Origin of the sequence: Lentzea aerocolonigenes, from assembly GCF_000955955.1 — a bacterium.
Classification (GTDB): domain Bacteria; phylum Actinomycetota; class Actinomycetes; order Mycobacteriales; family Pseudonocardiaceae; genus Lentzea; species Lentzea aerocolonigenes_A.
This window is the reverse complement of record NZ_JYJG01000210.1, coordinates 1-16,108: the sequence shown is the minus strand read 5'-3', so window position 1 is coordinate 16,108 and position 16,108 is coordinate 1. Positions and strand designations below refer to the sequence as shown.

At 69.7% G+C, this 16,108-nt stretch carries 15 protein-coding genes; 4 read left to right on the top strand and 11 right to left on the bottom strand.

What is annotated here, in order from left to right:
* Positions 1-40 precede the first annotated feature (40 nt).
* The gene (gene ftsZ / locus UK23_RS26065; RefSeq protein ID WP_045314270.1) at positions 41-1,348 is read right to left on the bottom strand and encodes a cell division protein FtsZ; all 1,308 of its coding nucleotides are present in this window, start codon (positions 1,346-1,348) and stop codon (positions 41-43) included.
* A gap of 331 nt (positions 1,349-1,679) precedes the next feature.
* Between ftsZ and UK23_RS26060 the strand changes: the two genes are divergently transcribed.
* Positions 1,680-2,558 (top strand): RICIN domain-containing protein, encoded by an 879-nt coding sequence (locus UK23_RS26060; protein ID WP_156213381.1) that lies wholly within the window; start codon positions 1,680-1,682, stop codon positions 2,556-2,558.
* Here the strand turns inward: UK23_RS26060 and UK23_RS26055 are convergent.
* Positions 2,555-3,046, bottom strand: coding sequence for a DinB family protein (locus UK23_RS26055; RefSeq protein ID WP_045314273.1), 492 nt, complete (start codon positions 3,044-3,046; stop codon positions 2,555-2,557). The two genes, UK23_RS26060 and UK23_RS26055, sit on opposite strands and share 4 nt — an antisense overlap.
* A 28-nt stretch (positions 3,047-3,074) precedes the next feature.
* The gene (gene crtI, locus UK23_RS26050) at positions 3,075-4,490 is read right to left on the bottom strand and encodes a phytoene desaturase family protein (protein WP_045314268.1); all 1,416 of its coding nucleotides are present in this window, start codon (positions 4,488-4,490) and stop codon (positions 3,075-3,077) included.
* Positions 4,491-4,584: 94 nt separating this feature from the next.
* Here crtI and UK23_RS54650 point away from each other — a divergent pair, with 94 nt between their 5' ends.
* Both UK23_RS54650 and UK23_RS26045 read left to right on the top strand, forming a co-directional pair.
* Positions 4,585-4,707 carry a hypothetical protein gene (locus UK23_RS54650; protein WP_269112310.1) on the top strand — a complete coding sequence of 41 codons (123 nt, stop codon included), beginning with the start codon at positions 4,585-4,587 and terminating at the stop codon, positions 4,705-4,707.
* A 242-nt stretch (positions 4,708-4,949) separates the two neighbouring features.
* Positions 4,950-5,309: a hypothetical protein gene (locus UK23_RS26045; protein WP_045314267.1), complete on the top strand. Its 360-nt coding sequence runs from the start codon at positions 4,950-4,952 to the stop codon at positions 5,307-5,309.
* Here the strand turns inward: UK23_RS26045 and UK23_RS26040 are convergent.
* The 8 genes from UK23_RS26040 to UK23_RS26005 are packed head-to-tail and all read right to left on the bottom strand — an operon-like array spanning position 5,306 to position 15,465.
* Positions 5,306-6,061: a cell division protein FtsQ/DivIB gene (locus UK23_RS26040; RefSeq protein WP_045314266.1), complete on the bottom strand. Its 756-nt coding sequence runs from the start codon at positions 6,059-6,061 to the stop codon at positions 5,306-5,308. The two genes, UK23_RS26045 and UK23_RS26040, sit on opposite strands and share 4 nt — an antisense overlap.
* The gene (gene murC, locus UK23_RS26035; RefSeq protein ID WP_082114986.1) at positions 6,058-7,440 is read right to left on the bottom strand and encodes a UDP-N-acetylmuramate--L-alanine ligase; all 1,383 of its coding nucleotides are present in this window, start codon (positions 7,438-7,440) and stop codon (positions 6,058-6,060) included. Before murC ends, UK23_RS26040 begins: the two co-directional genes overlap by 4 nt.
* A complete protein-coding gene (gene murG, locus UK23_RS26030) occupies positions 7,437-8,540 on the bottom strand; it encodes an undecaprenyldiphospho-muramoylpentapeptide beta-N-acetylglucosaminyltransferase (protein ID WP_196777892.1) in 1,104 nt (367 codons plus the stop codon). The genes murC and murG overlap by 4 nt, the downstream gene beginning before the upstream one ends.
* 29 nt (positions 8,541-8,569) lie before the next feature.
* Positions 8,570-10,036: a putative lipid II flippase FtsW gene (ftsW, locus tag UK23_RS26025; protein WP_045314265.1), complete on the bottom strand. Its 1,467-nt coding sequence runs from the start codon at positions 10,034-10,036 to the stop codon at positions 8,570-8,572.
* A complete protein-coding gene (gene murD, locus UK23_RS26020) occupies positions 10,033-11,397 on the bottom strand; it encodes a UDP-N-acetylmuramoyl-L-alanine--D-glutamate ligase (RefSeq protein ID WP_045314264.1) in 1,365 nt (454 codons plus the stop codon). Before murD ends, ftsW begins: the two co-directional genes overlap by 4 nt.
* Positions 11,398-11,399: 2 nt before the next feature.
* Entirely contained in the window at positions 11,400-12,485 is a 1,086-nt protein-coding gene (gene mraY / locus UK23_RS26015; protein WP_045314263.1) for a phospho-N-acetylmuramoyl-pentapeptide-transferase, read from the bottom strand.
* Entirely contained in the window at positions 12,482-13,942 is a 1,461-nt protein-coding gene (locus UK23_RS26010) for a UDP-N-acetylmuramoyl-tripeptide--D-alanyl-D-alanine ligase (protein WP_045314262.1), read from the bottom strand. Before UK23_RS26010 ends, mraY begins: the two co-directional genes overlap by 4 nt.
* Complete coding sequence (locus UK23_RS26005; RefSeq protein ID WP_045314261.1) at positions 13,939-15,465, bottom strand: UDP-N-acetylmuramoyl-L-alanyl-D-glutamate--2,6-diaminopimelate ligase; 1,527 nt, start codon at positions 15,463-15,465, stop codon at positions 13,939-13,941. Before UK23_RS26005 ends, UK23_RS26010 begins: the two co-directional genes overlap by 4 nt.
* 276 nt (positions 15,466-15,741) lie before the next feature.
* Between UK23_RS26005 and UK23_RS26000 the strand changes: the two genes are divergently transcribed.
* The coding region (locus tag UK23_RS26000) for a universal stress protein (protein WP_045314260.1) at positions 15,742-16,108 on the top strand (367 nt) is incomplete at its 3' end.

Here is a 16,108-nt window from a genome sequence, read left to right as displayed (position 1 = left end):
GGTGGATGAAGGTTCCCTTCATCGTTCGATCGGGTGGGGATCAGCGCCGCATGAACGGCGGCACGTCCACCTCGTCGTCCGGGTCCTCGGTGACGGGCACCGGACGCGACGGCAGCGAGCCGTTCTGCGACAGCGACCGCGGCACGCTCGGCACGTACCCGTTGCCCTGCACCGGCGAGGGCTGCGGCGGCACGGTGGTGGGCGGCGGCGTCACGGGCGGGGCCTGCCGGACCTCCGGCTGCGGCACGGGCGGAGGCGCCTGGACGACCGGAGGCGGCGTCTGGGCGACCGGCTGCGGCACCGGGGCGTGCGTGGGCGCGGCCGATGCCGTGGCGATCGGCCCGGTGGCCGTCCGCGGTGCCGAGGACAACGCCGTCGGCTCCAGCTTCTTGTGCGTGGGCCCGCCGCTGTCGAACCCGGCGGCGATCACCGTGACCCGCACCTCGTCGCCGAGGGAGTCGTCGATGACCGTACCGAAGATGATGTTCGCGTCCGGGTGCGCGGCCTCCTGGACCAGCGACGCGGACTCGTTGATCTCGAACAGGCCCAGGTCGGAGCCACCCGCGATCGAGAGCAGCACGCCGTGCGCGCCCTCCATCGAGGCCTCGAGCAGCGGCGAGTTGATCGCCTTCTGCGCGGCTTGGACGGCGCGGCCCTCACCTCTCGCGGAACCGATGCCCATCAACGCCGAACCCGCGCCGGACATGACCGACTTGACGTCGGCGAAGTCCAGGTTGATCAGACCGGGGGTCGTGATCAGGTCGGTGATGCCCTGGACACCGGAGAGGAGCACCTCGTCGGCCGAGCGGAACGCGTCCATCAGGCTGACACCGATGTCGCCCAGCTGGAGCAGCCGGTCGTTGGGGATGACGATCAGCGTGTCGCACTCGTTGCGCAGCGCCTGGATGCCGTCTTCCGCCTGCTTGGCGCGGCGCTTGCCCTCGAAGGAGAACGGCCGCGTGACGACACCGATCGTGAGCGCGCCGAGCTTGCGGGCGATCGAGGCCACCACCGGCGCGCCGCCGGTGCCCGTGCCGCCGCCCTCGCCGGCGGTCACGAAGACCATGTCGGCCCCCTTGAGGACCTCCTCGATCTCCTCGCGGTGGTCTTCGGCGGCCTTGTGCCCGACCTTCGGGTTCGCGCCGGCACCGAGACCGCGGGTCAACTCGCGGCCGATGTCGAGCTTGACGTCGGCATCAGACATCAGCAAGGCCTGTGCGTCGGTGTTCACCGCGATGAACTCGACGCCCTTGAGCCCGACCTCGATCATGCGGTTGACGGCGTTGACGCCGCCACCACCGATGCCGACGACCTTGATCACCGCGAGGTAGTTGTGCGGGGGCGTCATCGGATCCGCCTTCCTGATCGTGGTCCGTGCTGTGGTGCTGGGTGGTGATGCACCCGGATTGAAACTCTCAACCTCTCGTCGAGGCTCAGAGTTATGTCAACCCCATATGTTCCTGCTGGACGGTAAGCACCGGCGGTGCGTCGGTCCAGCAGGCGCGCCGTAGGGTCCCAACACTGTGCGCTACTACTCCCCGGTCGTGCCGTCAAGTAGTGCGCACGGCACTGTGCACGCCGCACCGCAAGCGTAGTCGGACCTCGAATCAGAGATCGTCTCGCCCACACCTTCGTCACTTCCACCTCATTTCCGCGTGATCGATCGCTACTGTCGGTAGATGGGGATGAAGATGCTGAGCGTCGCGCTGGCCGCGATCGCTCTGGGGGCAGTGACGGTCGCACCCGCGAGTGCGGCGCCGGAAGGCAACACGATCGTCGAGATCAAGAGCGCGGCCGAAGGGCTGTGCGCCGACTTCGGCAGAACAGACACGACCTATCCGACCCTGGCCGCCTGCACGGGCAGTGCCGCGCAGCAGTTCGAACGGATCCCGACCGCGACGGGCTCGTACCTGCGCAACATCGGGGACGGGCACTGCCTGGACGGGTACTACACCAGCGTGCGGGAGAAGCAGTGCGAGCCCGACGTCACCGCCCAGCGGTTCCAGGAGGTGCCCGATTCCGACGGCGCGGTGAGACTGTCGACCACCGGGGAGCACGGCACCGCGTTCCTCGACTCGTGGCTATACCCCCTCTACGGCGAAGTGGGCATGGCGCCCGACCCGGCTCGGGAGACCCAGCGCTGGTTCGTCCGCGAGGTCGGGACGGTGCCGCCGCCCCAGCTCGCCGCGGTGATCAAGATCAGGCACGCCGAACAGGGCACCTGCCTGTCCGACAGCAAGACGGCCACCAACGAGCTGAAGCCCTGCGACCTCGCGTCGGGCTTCGAGCGGATCGACGCCGGCAACGGGCTGGTCGCGCTGCGCAACCAGGCGAACGGCAGGTGCCTGGCGCTGTACAGCGGCGAGTACGTGTGGATGCAGACCTGCTCCATCACCTCGGCCGCGCAACAGTGGAAGCTCTCCGATGACGCGCTCGGCAACTACACGGTGTCGAACGGGGACCGGTTCCTGACCCCGCGGCGGGACAACAAAGGGGTAATGGCTGTGAGCTTCCTGGGAATCGGCCTCTGGCAGCACTGGCAGCTCCCGGCGGCCTAGTCGCCGACGGTTCCGTCCAGCAGTTCCCTGACGATGTCCAGCTGACCGGCGTGCCGGGCGGTCTCCTCGACGACGTGCGCGAGCACCCATCGGGCCGAGACCGTCCGGTCGCCGCGGAACGGCACCTCGTGGTCCAGGTCCTCGGCGAGGATCCCGCGGCTGATCTCGCACTGCTGCCGGTAGTCGTCGAGAAGCCCGGCCAGCGTTTCGCCTTCCTCGACGCGCCAGTCCGCGTCGGGGTCTTCCATCGTGTACGGCGCGCGCGACTCGCGTCCGGCCAGCACCACCTCGAACCAGTGGTGTTCCACCCACCGCACGTGCTTCACCACACCTGCGGCCGTCGTCAGCTTCGACGGCAGCACTGCGCGCGTTGCGTCGTCATCTGCCAGACCGTCGACCTTCAGCTCGATGGTGGCGCGCAGGTAGTCCAGCAGGGCCGTGTAGGTCGCGCGCTCGTCGGCGACCAGTGGTGGTGCGGTACGTGTCATGCGGCGCAGGGTGCACGAGCGCTCGTCGTCACCGCATCGCATTTATCCGCTGGGCCGCGAGACGTCCGGAGATGAGCACCGGGGGCACGCCGACGCCCGGCGTGGTGCCCGCGCCCGCCAGCGCGACGTTCTCCGCGCCCTTGACGACGTTGCGCGGCCGGAACGGGCCGGTCTGGGCGAAGGTGTGCGCGAGCCCGAACGGCGTGCCTGCCGCGTTGCCCCAGTCGTGGGGCGTGACGAGGTGCTCGGCCTGGATCGCGTCGCCGAATCCGTTGAGGCCCCGCTTTTCCAGTGTGGAGACGAGCTCGTCGCGGTACCGGGGTGCGATGCGCGGCCAGTCGATCGGGGCGGTCTCGAGGTTAGGGCACGGCGCCAGGACGTAGTGCAGGCCGTTCTGGGCGTGCGTGACGAGCAGCGACGGGTCCGACATCAACCGTCCCTTGTGGACGATCTCGTCGAACGTGCCGCGCCACGCCTCGCCGAACAGGATGTTGTGGTGGCCGAGGTCCCACGTGCGGTTCGTCGCGGCGTGCAGCACCACGGCCGATGGCGACCAACGGTGCCTGAGCGGCCTCCGCGGGTACTTGCCCAACAGCCGGTAGGCGTCCGGCAGTTCGCAGGCCAGCACCACCGCGTCTGCCGCGATGCGCTCGTCTTCCGCGTGGACCGCGATCACTCTCGATCCGCTCCACTCCAGACGCGTGACCGTTGTGCCGTAACGGAACTGCGTGCCGTGTTTCGCTGCGGCCTTGCTGAGTGCTTCCGGCACCGCGTGCATCCCGCCACGTGGGTGGTACACGCCCGCGATGGTGTCCATGTACGCGATGACCGCGTACGCCGCGAGGGCCTGCTGCGGCGGCACTCCCGCGTACAGCGCCTGGAAGGAGAACAGCCGGATCAGCCGCTCGTCCTTGATGAACCGGCGCAGCTGCGGTTCGAGCCGCCCGAACCCGCCGAGGCTCGCGAGCTTCACGAGCTCCGGCCGGACGAGGTCGAACGGCGAGTCGAAGTTGGCCCCGATGAAGTGCTCGCGCTGCACCTCGTACAGCTTCCGCAGCCACCTGCGCAGGTCCCGGTACCCGGCCGCTTCCGTTGCGCCGCAGACGTTCCGGACCTCGTCCTCCATCTGCTCCGCGTCCGTGTGCACCGCGATCCGCGACCCGTCCGCGAACCGCGCCCGGTACGCCGGGTCGACCCGGTCGAGCGTCAGCCAGTCCTCGCGCCGCTCCCCCACCGCCCCGAACGCCTCGTCCAGGTACTCGGGCATCGTCAGGACTGTGGGCCCGCTGTCCGCCGTGAACCCGCCCACCCGGACAGTCCCGGCGCGACCTCCTGGCGCGTCTGCCTTTTCGAGCACGGTCACGTTCCGGCCGGTGCCCTGCAAGTGCAACGCGGCCGACAGTCCGGCAAGACCGGCGCCCACCACCACGACGTGCCCTGCCATGCGTACTTCCTTCGGGTGACAACAACAAATACGGCTAATGCCGCGCGGAGCAGTCCGATGAGCACGGTAGTCGTTCATCACTAGGAGGCTCGTCTTGGCACCCGCACCCGCGTCCGTGCGTTCGCTCGTCATCGAGGCGATCGTGTTGGAACTCGTGACGAGCAGGTTGGGCAACCTGTTCGTGCGGATGGCGACAGCGCTGCGGGTCAACGGCTGAACCGGGACTGATCTCCGTGTGCTCCCCGATTCCCCGGTCCTCTCATCGGCGTCCGCGCCGGTTCCCGACCCCGTCACGGCCACCGGCACCGCGGCCGTGACGCACGGCACGCCGGCACCAGGGTCGCCGGCGCGCCATCGAACAGAAGGATTGCTGTGGAACCTCTTCCACCACCTGAACAACCACAGGCCCAGGAGCCGCCGCGGGCGCGAACATCCCGGCTCCTCGTCAGCGTCGCCGTCGTGCTGCTGCTCGCGGCAGGCGGCATCGGATTCGGTTTCGGCCGCGCTTCGGTGGACTGGGGCACACCTGACGGGTTCACCGTCAGCGGCAGCATGACGGTCGACGGTAGCTGCGGGTCAGGTGGCTACAGCGACATCCGTGACGGCACCCAGGTCGAGATCCTCAACCAGGACAACAAGGTGCTCGGCGTGTCCACGCTGAACAAGAGCACCGGCAGCTGTCACTTCACCTTCACGGTGCGGGACGTCCCAGCCGGCGAGCGTCTCTACGGTGCGAGCACCGGTAACTCCAACCGCGGCGTGATCTGGAAGACGCAGCAGGAGGCGATGGCCGAGGGCTTCCACCTCACGCTCGGCTAGGAGACGGTGGCCAGGTCCGGGGCTGAGACGTCGTACGTCGTGCCCGGCCGCGAGAGCAGCACGAGCAGTACGGACGCCTTGCGCGGGGTGTCGTCGGCGCTGCCCCACTTCACCGTGCGGTTGCCGCTCAACGTCACCTTCACGTCGGCACCGGACGTCGCCGCCACGGAAACCACGTCGGGGCGCAGCTTTTCCGGCAGTTCGTTCACGACCCCGACCACGGCGCGAGTGGCCGGGTCCGCGGACGACGGGGTGGTGAGCAGCAGTTCGGGGACGCCCGGCGCGGGCGTGGGGAGGACCGCGTAGTCCTTGCCGGTGGAGTCGACCAGGTGGAAGCCGTCGGGCAGCTTCACCGAGCCGACCGGGACGCGTTCGGTGATCAGAAGCCGGACTGTGCCGGGGAGTTGGCGTTCCACCTCAATGGACGCGATGCGCGGGACGGCGGCCACGCGCTCGCGGATGCCGGCGAGGTCCAGGCGCACCAACGGTGAACCGGGCTCGATGGCGGCGGCGCGGCGGACCTCGTCGTCGGTCAGCACTACGGCGCCGTGGACGTCCACGTTGCGGACGCCCAGCAACGGCGTGAAGAACACGCCGTACGACAGGCCCACGACAGAAAGCAATGTCAGCAGCGCCACCAGGCGGCGGCGCAGGATCACCCTGCGCCGCGCCCGGTATTCAGCGCTCTTCTTCGGCCGCCGGTTCGTGGCGGGGCGTACTCGCGTCGACCTGCCGCGAACCGGAGCACTCATGACTGTTCTTCGTCCGACAGCGCCTTGATGATCTCCGGGCCGAGCATCGTCACGTCGCCCGCGCCCATGGTCACCACCAGGTCGCCGTCGCGGACCAGCGAGGCCACCAGCGCGGGCACGCGGTCGAACGACGGCTCGTAGTGCACGGAAGCCGTCACCTGGTCGGCGATCAGTGCCCCGGTCACACCCGGCTCCGGTTCCTCGCGGGCGCCGTAGACATCGAGCACCACAACCTCGTCCGCCAACGACAGAGCAGCGGCGAACTCAGTGGCGAACGTGCGGGTCCTGGAATACAAGTGCGGCTGGAACACCACGACGACACGGCCCGCCGCAGCGACCGGACGTGCCGCACGCAGCTGTGCGTCGACCTCGGTCGGGTGGTGCGCGTAGTCGTCGTACACGGACACGCCACCAGCGCGCCCCTTGAACTCGAACCGGCGACGCACGCCACCGAAAGCGGCCAGACCTTCGAGCATCCCGGTCTGGTCCGCGCCGAGCTCAAGACCCGCGAGCAGAGCAGCGACGGCGTTCAGCGCCATGTGCTCACCCGGCACGGCGACGCGGACCTCGACGGCCACACCGTCGATCTCCACCGACGCCAGACCACCGGACTCAAAAGGCTTGTAGTCGAGAATGCGCGCGTCGGCAGCACCACGGCCGTACTCGCGCACACGGATGCCACGAGCACGAGCCTCGGTGATCAACCGAGCCGCACCGGGATCGTCCACACAGGACACCAGCACACCGCCCGGCACGATCCGCTCCAAGAAGGAGTCGAACACGGCCGTGTACGCCTCAACGGTGCCGTGGTGGTCGAGGTGGTCCGCCTCGACGTTCGTCACGACGGCCACCGACGGCGAGAAGAACAGGAACGAGCCGTCGGACTCGTCCGCCTCCGCCACGAACACACCGCCGGTGCCCTGGTGCGCGTTAGCACCGGACTCGTTCAGGTCGCCGCCGATGGCGAACGACGGGTCCAACCGGCAGTGCTGCAACGCGACGGTCAACATCGAGGTGGTCGACGTCTTGCCGTGCGTACCGGCAACACACACCACCCGGTGGTCGTCCATCAACGCGGCGAGAGCTTCAGCGCGACGCAGCACCGTGATGCCGCGCTCGCGAGCCGCCGAGTACTCCGGGTTCGACTCCTTGATCGCGGTCGACACCACGACCTCGGTCGGCCCGCCGACGAGCTGGTCCAGGTTCGAGGCGTCGTGGCCGACGGCGATCCGCGCGCCCTGAGCGCGCAACGCCAGCACGGTCCGCGAGTCCTTGGCGTCCGACCCGGACACCTGCACTCCACGCGCGAGCAGGATCCGGGCGATGCCGCTCATCCCGGCACCACCGATGCCCACGAGGTGAACGCGTTCGAGGCTCACTTCTTGATCACCTCCAGCACGGCGCGGGCGAGAATCTCGTCGGCTTCACGACGACCGGTGCCCAAAGTGGCCTGGGACATCGCCGCCAGCCGCGCGCGGTCCGCCATCAGCGGCACCACCAGCGAGGCGACCTTCTCCGGGGTCAGCTCCGCGTCCGGCACGATCAGGCCACCGCCGGCGGACACGACCGGGCCAGCGTTCAGGGCCTGCTCACCGTTGCCGTGCGGCAGCGGCACGAACACCGCCGGCAGACCGACGGCCGACACCTCGGCGACGGTCATCGCGCCCGAGCGGCACAGCACGGCGTCCGCGGCGGCGTACGCCAGGTCCATCCGCTCCAGGTACGGCACCGGCACGTACGCGGGCGCGCCCGGAACCTCTTGCACCGCAACGGAGTTCTTCGGGCCGTAAGCGTGCAGCACGCCGACGCCCGCCTGGGCGAACGCGGCGGCGGCGGGCGCCACGGCCTCGTTGATCGAACGCGCTCCCTGCGAGCCACCGAACACGAGCAGCACAGGCGCGTGCGGGTCCAGCCCGAAGAACCGGCGGGCCTCGTCACGCAACGCCGCGCGGTTCAGCGACGTGATCGACTGGCGCAGCGGGATGCCGATGATCTGCGCGTCGGTCAGCCCCGAGTCCGGGACCGCCGCCGCGACGTGCGCGGCGAACTTCGCGCCGACCTTGTTCGCGAGACCGGCCTTCGCGTTCGCCTCGTGCACCACGATCGGCACGCGGCCACGCGCGGCCAGGTACGCGGGCAGCGCCACGTAGCCGCCGAAGCCGACGACGACGTCCGCGCCGACGCGCTCCAGCACCTCGCGGGTCTGCTTCACCGCGCCGCGCACGTTCAGCGGCAGCTTCAGCAGGTCCAAGGTGGGCTTGCGCGGCATCGGCACCGGCGGGATCAGCTCCAGCGGGTAGCCGCGGGCCGGCACGATCTTGGTCTCCAGGCCGCGCTCGGTGCCGAGCGCGACGACACGTGCGTCCGGTCGCAGTCGCATGACCGCGTCGGCCAGCGCCAGTGCCGGCTCGATGTGTCCCGCGGTGCCACCACCTGCGACGACAACGCACGGACCACTGGGGGCAGGGTGCCCGGTCAAGACTTGCCTCCGGTATTTGAACTCAGGAATCAGTTGTATCGCCCGCGACCGCGAGTCGATCGGCCTTGCTCGGAACGGCTCTGGTTCACCCGCCGTGTTTCGCGGCGACGGTACTCCGACGGCGGAGCGGACCTTCCTGCCATACGACGTTCGTCGACCACCGGGAGTTGCGCGGTGCGCCGACCAGGCGCGCGCGGAGGCGTGGACGGACGTACCGGCTTGCGCTTGGGCGGCGGCCGGTACGCCTCGGGTGCGGGCAGCTTGAGCAGCCCGCCGACCCGGCCGGGACCCAAAGACCGCAAAGCAGCCACCGCGTCGGGCTCGTGCCGCGCGCAGTTCGCCAGGATGCCGAACACGATCATGGTCATCACGACGGACGTGCCGCCGGAGGAGATCATCGGCAGCGTGATGCCGGTGACGGGCAGGAGTCGCACGACGTAGCCGATGTTGATCGCGGCCTGCGCGACCAGCCACACCGTCAGCGTCGCGGACACGATCCGGATCCACGGGTCGGTGTTGCGCCACGCCACCCGCAGCCCGACCCACGCGAGCCCGCCGAACAGCGCCAGCACGAGCGCACACCCGACGAACCCGAGCTCCTCGCCGATCACCGCGAAGATGAAGTCCGACTCGACGTTGGGCAGGTACCGCCACTGCGAGCTGCCCTGCGCGAGCCCCTTGCCGAAGAACCCGCCCTCGGCCAGCGCGAACATCGCCTGCCTCGCCTGCAGACCGGCGCCCTGCGGGTCCGCGTTCGGGTCGAGGAACGACGTCACGCGCTGCAGCCGGTACGCGGCCCCGATCGCGAGCACGACGGCACCGGCCACCGCACCGCCGGCGATCACGCCGAACAGCCGCATCGGCGCGCCCACGAACCACAGCAGGCTGATCAGCACGACGCCGAGCGTGATCGTGCCGCCGAGGTCGGGCTGCAGCATGACCAGCGCGAACACCAGCATCGCGACCGGCACGACGGGCACCAGCAGGTGCCGGTACTGCCCCAGCAACGCCCGCTTGGTGACCAGGACGTGCGCGCCCCACAACGCCAGCGCGAGCTTCACCGCCTCGATCGGCTGGAACGAGATCGGCCCGACGGTGAACCACGACTGGGCGCCACTGCGGACATCGCCCAACGGCGTCAGCACCAGCGCCAGCAACAGCACGCCGATGCCCATCGCGGCCGTCGACATGTGCCGCAGCCGCCGCAACGGGAACCGCAGCACCAGCCAGAACAGCACAGCGCCGATGCACACGTAGATCAGCTGCTTCTGGAACACGCTGTACGCCGACACACCCGACGCGACCTGCCCCGGCGCCGACGCCGACAGCACCATCACCAGACCGAGCACGGTGAGCATGCCGAAGATCGCGAGCAACAGGTGGAAGTCGGCGAGCGGGCGGCTCAGCCACGCCGTCAGGCCACCGCGCAACGACGAGACGCGACCGGCGGGCCGCACCTTGCGCTTCGGACTCGTCTTCTCCGCGACGACGCTCATCGGCCGATGAGCTCCTGCACCGCGGCCGTGAAAGCCTGCCCGCGATGGGCGTAGTCGGTGAACATGTCCATGGAGGCCGCCGCCGGCGCGAGCAGCACGGTGTCTCCCGGCCTCGCGAGTTCCTGAGCAGCCCGTACCGCGACGGTCATGGGTTCATCGTCCCCTGTGTCAAGCACACGAACGGGGACATCCGGCGCGTGTCGCGCGAGCGCGTCCGCGATGACCTGCCGATCCTGGCCGATCAGCACCGCGCCCCGCAGCCGGTGGGCTTCCGTCCGCACCATTTCGTCCACCGAAGCGCCCTTGAGCAGACCGCCGGCGATCCAGACGACGCTCTCGTACGCCCGCAGCGACGCCACCGCGGCGTGCGGGTTCGTCGCCTTGGAGTCGTTGACGTAGCGGACGTCCGAGGCGACCGTCACGAGCACCGCGCGGTGAGCAGCCGGTTCGAACGCTTCCAATCCCTCGCGCACGGCCTCCGACGGCACACCGTATGCACGCGCCAGAGCCGTGGCGGCCAGGGCGTCCGCGATGCCGGGCGGACCGGCCGGGCGGATCTTCGAGACCTCGATCAACGGCTCGTCGTCGGCGAACGCGCGGTCGACCAGCCAGCCGTCGCGCACGCCGAGCTGGCCGTCCGCGGGCTCTTCCAGCGTGAACCCGACGCGATCACGGGCCGGGGACTGTTCCAGCAGATCGACGACGAGGTCGTCGTCCAGCCAGCCGATCGCCACCTCACCGGTGAGGATCTGGGCCTTGGCCTGCGCGTACGCCTGCATGCCACCGTGCCAGTCGAGGTGGTCCTCCGCGAGGTTGAGCAGCGCGCCCGCCTGCGGCCGCACCGACGGCGCCCAGTGCAGCTGGAAGCTCGACAGCTCCACGGCGAGCACCCGGCGACCGGCCAGCAGTGCGTCCACGACCGGCAGGCCGACGTTTCCGCAGGCCACGGCATCCGCACCGGCCGCGTGCAGGATCGACTCCAGCATGCCGACCGTGGTGGTCTTGCCGTTCGTGCCGGTCACCGCCAGCCACACCGGCGGGTCGGCCAGCTCCGAGGCCATCCGCCAGGCCAGCTCGACCTCGCCGATCACCTCGATGCCCGCCGACGTCGCCGCGGCCAGCAACGGGCTCGACGGCTGCCAGCCAGGCGAAGTGACCACCAGAGACGTGCCGGCCGGCGGTTCCGTCAAGCCCGGTACGAGCTCGACGCCGTCCAGCAACGTCTCCAGCGCCATCAGTCGTTCCGGCGACGAGTCCGTCACCACGACCTCCGCCCCCGCGGCGAGCAACGCCTCCGCGGCGGACCGGCCGGTCACGCCGGCACCGGCGACCAGTACCCGTGAACCGGCCAGCTTCGTCATACCTAGAACCCGCCTGTCAGCCACTCGCTGTAGAACACGCCAAGCCCGAACATGCAGCAGATTCCGGCCATCAGCCAGAACCGGATGATGACCGTGGTCTCCGCCCAGCCGGCGAGCTCGAAGTGGTGGTGGAACGGTGCCATCCGGAACAGCCGCCGTCGTGAGGTGCGGAAGACCGCGACCTGCAACGCGACCGACAGGGCCTCGACCACGAACAGACCACCGATGACGATCATCAGCAGCTCGGTGCGGGTCGCGATCGCGAGACCGGCGACCAGACCACCCAGCGCGAGCGAACCGGTGTCACCCATGAAGATCTTGGCCGGAGCGGCGTTCCACCAGAGGAAGCCGATGCAGCCCGCCATCGCGGCCGCGGCGATCACCGCGAGGTCCAGCGGGTCGCGCACGTCGTAGCACCCGGCGACCGCGTAGCTGGAGCAGTTGTAGCGGAACTGCCAGAACGAGATGAACACGTAGGTTCCGAACACCATCGCCGACGAACCACCGGCGAGGCCGTCGAGGCCGTCGGTCAGGTTCACGGCGTTCGACCACGCGGCGACCATGCCGTAGCAGAAGACGATGAACCCGACCACGCCGAACGAGACCACGGTGATGTCGCGGACGAACGACAGGTTGACCGACGCGGGCGTCAGGCCGTCCTTGTTCGGGAACTGCAGCACCAGGATCGCGAACGTGATCGTCGCGATGAACTGGCCCACCAGCTTCGCGGTCTTGTTCAGGCCCAGGTTGCGGGCCTTGCGGATCTTGATGAAGTCGTCGAGGAAGCCGACGAGCCCCAGTGACGTCGTCAGCATCAGCACGAGCAGGCCGGACGCCGTCGGGGTCTGCCCGGACGCCGAGGCCGACATCGAGTTGACGAGGTGCGTGCCGAGGTAGCCGGCCCACATCGCGACCAGGATGGCGAGGCCACCCATGGTCGGCGTGCCGCGCTTGGTCTTGTGGTGCTGCGGACCGTCCTCGCGGATCTCCTGGCCGAAGCCCTGACGCGAGAAGACCTTGATCAGGTAGGGCGTCAGCAGGATCGACACCGCGAGTGCGATCGCTGCCGCGATCAGGATGCTCTTCACTTGGTTCCTGCCTCCAGCAGGGCCTCGGCAATGCGCCACAGGCGGTAGGCGTTGGATGCCTTGACCAGCACTACGTCACCGGGCCGGACTTCCCCCCGCAGCAACGCGATCGCCGCGTCCGCGTCCGGCACCAGGACGGATTCGTCTCCCCAAGATCCTTCCAGGTGCGCACCCTGGTGCATCGCGCGGGCCGGGTCACCGATGACGACCAGCTTGCTGATGTCCAGGCGGACCACCAGGCGGCCGATCTCGTCGTGCTCGCGCACCGCGTCGTCGCCCAGCTCGGCCATCGGTCCGAGCACGGCCCAGCTGCGACGGGCCGGCGTGGTGGCGCGCGAGATCGTCGCCAGCGCCTTCAACGCCGCCCGCACCGAGTCCGGGTTCGCGTTGTACGCGTCGTCGATGACGGTGACGCCGTCCTCCCGGTCGGTGATCACCATGCGGTGCGCGGAAACCCGTTCCGCCGCGCCGAGTCGTTCAGCGACTTCCTCCGGCGTCGCGCCCAGCTCCAGTGCGATGGCCGCCGCGACCAGCGCGTTGCCGACCTGGTGCGGGCCGCTCAGCGAGAGCTTGACCTGCGCGTCGCCCCGCGCGGTCTTCAGCGTGAAGCTCGCACGGGCCTGCTCGTCCAGCTCGATGTTCTCCGCGCGTACGTCCGCGTTCGGGTTCTCGCCGACCAGGACGACCTTGGCCTTCGTCCGGCTCGCCATGCCCGCCACCAGCGGGTCGTCCGCGTTCAGGATCGCGACGCCGTCTTCCGGCAGCGCCTCGACCAGCTCGCCCTTGCCCTGCGCGATGCCCTCGCGGGAACCGAACTCGGACAGGTGCGCGCTGCCGACGTTGAGCACGGCGCCGAACTTCGGCGGGGCGATCTCGCACAGGTTCGCGATGTGGCCGATACCGCGCGCGGACAGCTCCAGCACGAGGAACTTGGTGTCCTCGGTGGCCCTGAGCGCGGTCCACGGGTGGCCGAGCTCGTTGTTGAACGAACCGGGCGGCGCGATGGTCTCGCCGGTCGGGCGCAGCACCTGGGCGATGAGGTCCTTGGTGGACGTCTTGCCCGCCGAGCCGGTGATGCCGACGATCGTCAGGTTCTTCAGCTGGTCCGTGACGTACCGGGCGAGCTTGGCGAGTGCTTCGAGCACCGCGGCGCCTTCGCCGTTCTTGTCGCCCGCCAACACGTACGCGTTGGAGTGCCTGGTCTCCACCGGCGGCGCGATCACCGCGGGGGCGTCGACCTCACGGCCGGCCAGCACCCCGGCGGCGCCACTGGCCACCGCCTGCGCGGCGAAGTCGTGGCCGTCCACGCGTTCACCGGGAAGGGCCAGGAACAGGCCGCCCTCGGTGACCTTGCGGGTGTCGAACTCGATGGAGCCGGTGACCACCGGCGAACCATCGGTTGCGTGCAAGCGTCCGCCGACGATCTCAGCGATCTCGGCGAGCGTGAGTGCGATCAACGGTGCGCCTCTCTGATCGCGGCGGTCAGCGTCTCGACGTCCGAGAACGGGTGGATCACGCCGGCGATCTCCTGTCCCGTCTCGTGTCCCTTGCCCGCCACGACGACGACATCGCCCGGATGTGCCAGCTCGACGGCTTTCTCGATCGCGAGCTTCCGGTCACCGATCTCGAGCACCTCGCCCCTGTTCTCGGTGGCGAGGGCCCCTTCGAGCATGGCGGCCCTGATGGAGGACGCGTCTTCGCTCCTCGGGTTGTCATCGGTGATGATCAACACGTCGGCCCGTTGTGCGGCGGCCTCGCCCATGAGGGGCCGCTTGGCCCGGTCGCGGTCACCGCCGCAACCGAGCACGATGATCACCCGGCCGTCGGTCTTGGCCCTGACCGCGTCCAGCGCGAGCGCGACGGCGGCGGGTTTGTGCGAGTAGTCGACGACCGCGGTGAACGCCTGGCCCTCGTCGACGCGCTGCATGCGGCCGGGGACCTGGACGGTGCTCAGGCCCTCCGCGATGGCTTCCGCCGGGATGCCCTCCGCGTGCAGGCAGGCGATCGCGAGCAGGGCGTTCGCGATGTTGAAGCTGCCCGCGAGCTGCAGGTGGATCTCGATGTCGCCGTCCGGGCCGTGCGCGGTGAACGTCTGCTCACCGGTCTTGCTGACCTGGACGTTGCTCGCGGTCCAGGTGGCGGGCCTGGTCGTGGCGACGGTGATCGTCGTGTCCTTGACCAGGCGCGGACCCCACTCGCCGTCGACGCACACGACCTCCTTGCGCGCGCGGCCGTCGAACAGCTGCGCCTTGACCTGGAAGTACTCCTCCATGTCCGCGTGGAAGTCGAGGTGGTCCTGGCTGAGGTTCGTGAACGCGCCGATCTCGAACTCGGTGGCGGCGACGCGGCCCAGGTGCAGCGCGTGGCTCGACACCTCCATCGCCACGTCGGTGACGCCGCGCTCGGCCATCACCGCGAACAGCGCCTGCAGGTCAGGGGCCTCGGGCGTGGTGTGCGAGCTGCCGAGCTGCTCAGCGCCGATGCGCGTGCCGACCGTGCCGATGAGACCGGTCGTCCTGCCCGCGGCCTTGAGCGCGGACTCGATCATGTACGTCGTGGTGGTCTTGCCGGACGTGCCGGTGACGCCCCACAGCTTGATCTTGGCCGACGGCTGGCCGTAGACGTGCGCGGCGAGCAGCCCCACCACCTCACGCGGGCGCGGGTGGATCAGCACGGGCACGTCCTTGAGGGCCTCCCGCGCGGCGCCCGCCTCGTCCGTGAGCACGGCGACGGCACCGTTGGCGATCGCCGTCTCGGCGAAGTCGGCACCGTGCACGTGGGCACCGGGCAGCGCGGCGTAGAGGTCGCCGGGGACGACGTGCTGAGCACGCAGCGTCACCCCCGTCACCTGGACGTCGGCATGTGCTGGCCTGGTCAGGTGCACGTCGGTGACCGCGGCGAGAGCAGCCGCGGAAGCAGGGCGGATGGCGTTGGGGCGGGGCGGGGCGGTCGCGACCTTGCCCTCGAGCTTGGCAGGCACGGGCAAGAGGCTACCGGCGTGCGAAGAGTGGCCGAGCAGCGCGTTGGCGTTCGGGTGATGATCGGCGCTGATAGGCCGATCGAGTGGCCCTGGTCGCTGCGCTTCAGGCGTGAGCCCGGACGGCCGAACAAGTTCCTGCCCGCTTTGTGACTTTGGGCCCTGTGGAGCGTTGGGCGCTAGCGGTGAGGTAGAGGGCGGCAGGAGGCGGCGATGAGAACAACCACGGCGGTGGAACCCAGGAGATTCTCTTTCTGGGCACCGGATTTCAGTCGTTCCGTGACGGTCGGGGTCGACACGTCGGAAAGCGCGTATCACGCGTTCGAGTGGGCAGCGCGCCACGCGTGGTCGCTGCGAACAGATCTTCAGGTGTACCTGGCGGACCCCGGTGACACGACGGTCCAGCGGGTCCTCGAACGACTCCCCATGCTCACCGCCCACTTCCGCCCGAGCGGTGGCGACCCGGTGGCCGCACTGGTGAGGGCGTCGGACTCCAGCGCGACCTTGGTCTTGGGGTGCAAGGGCGAACAGCACCGCAGCCTGGGTCTGGGCTCCCTCGTCCTCCCGGTGTTGCGTCGCGCGCGGTGCGGAGTCGTGGTGGTGCGCGGACGACCCCCGGCGATCCGTGGCGAGTACGGCTGGATCA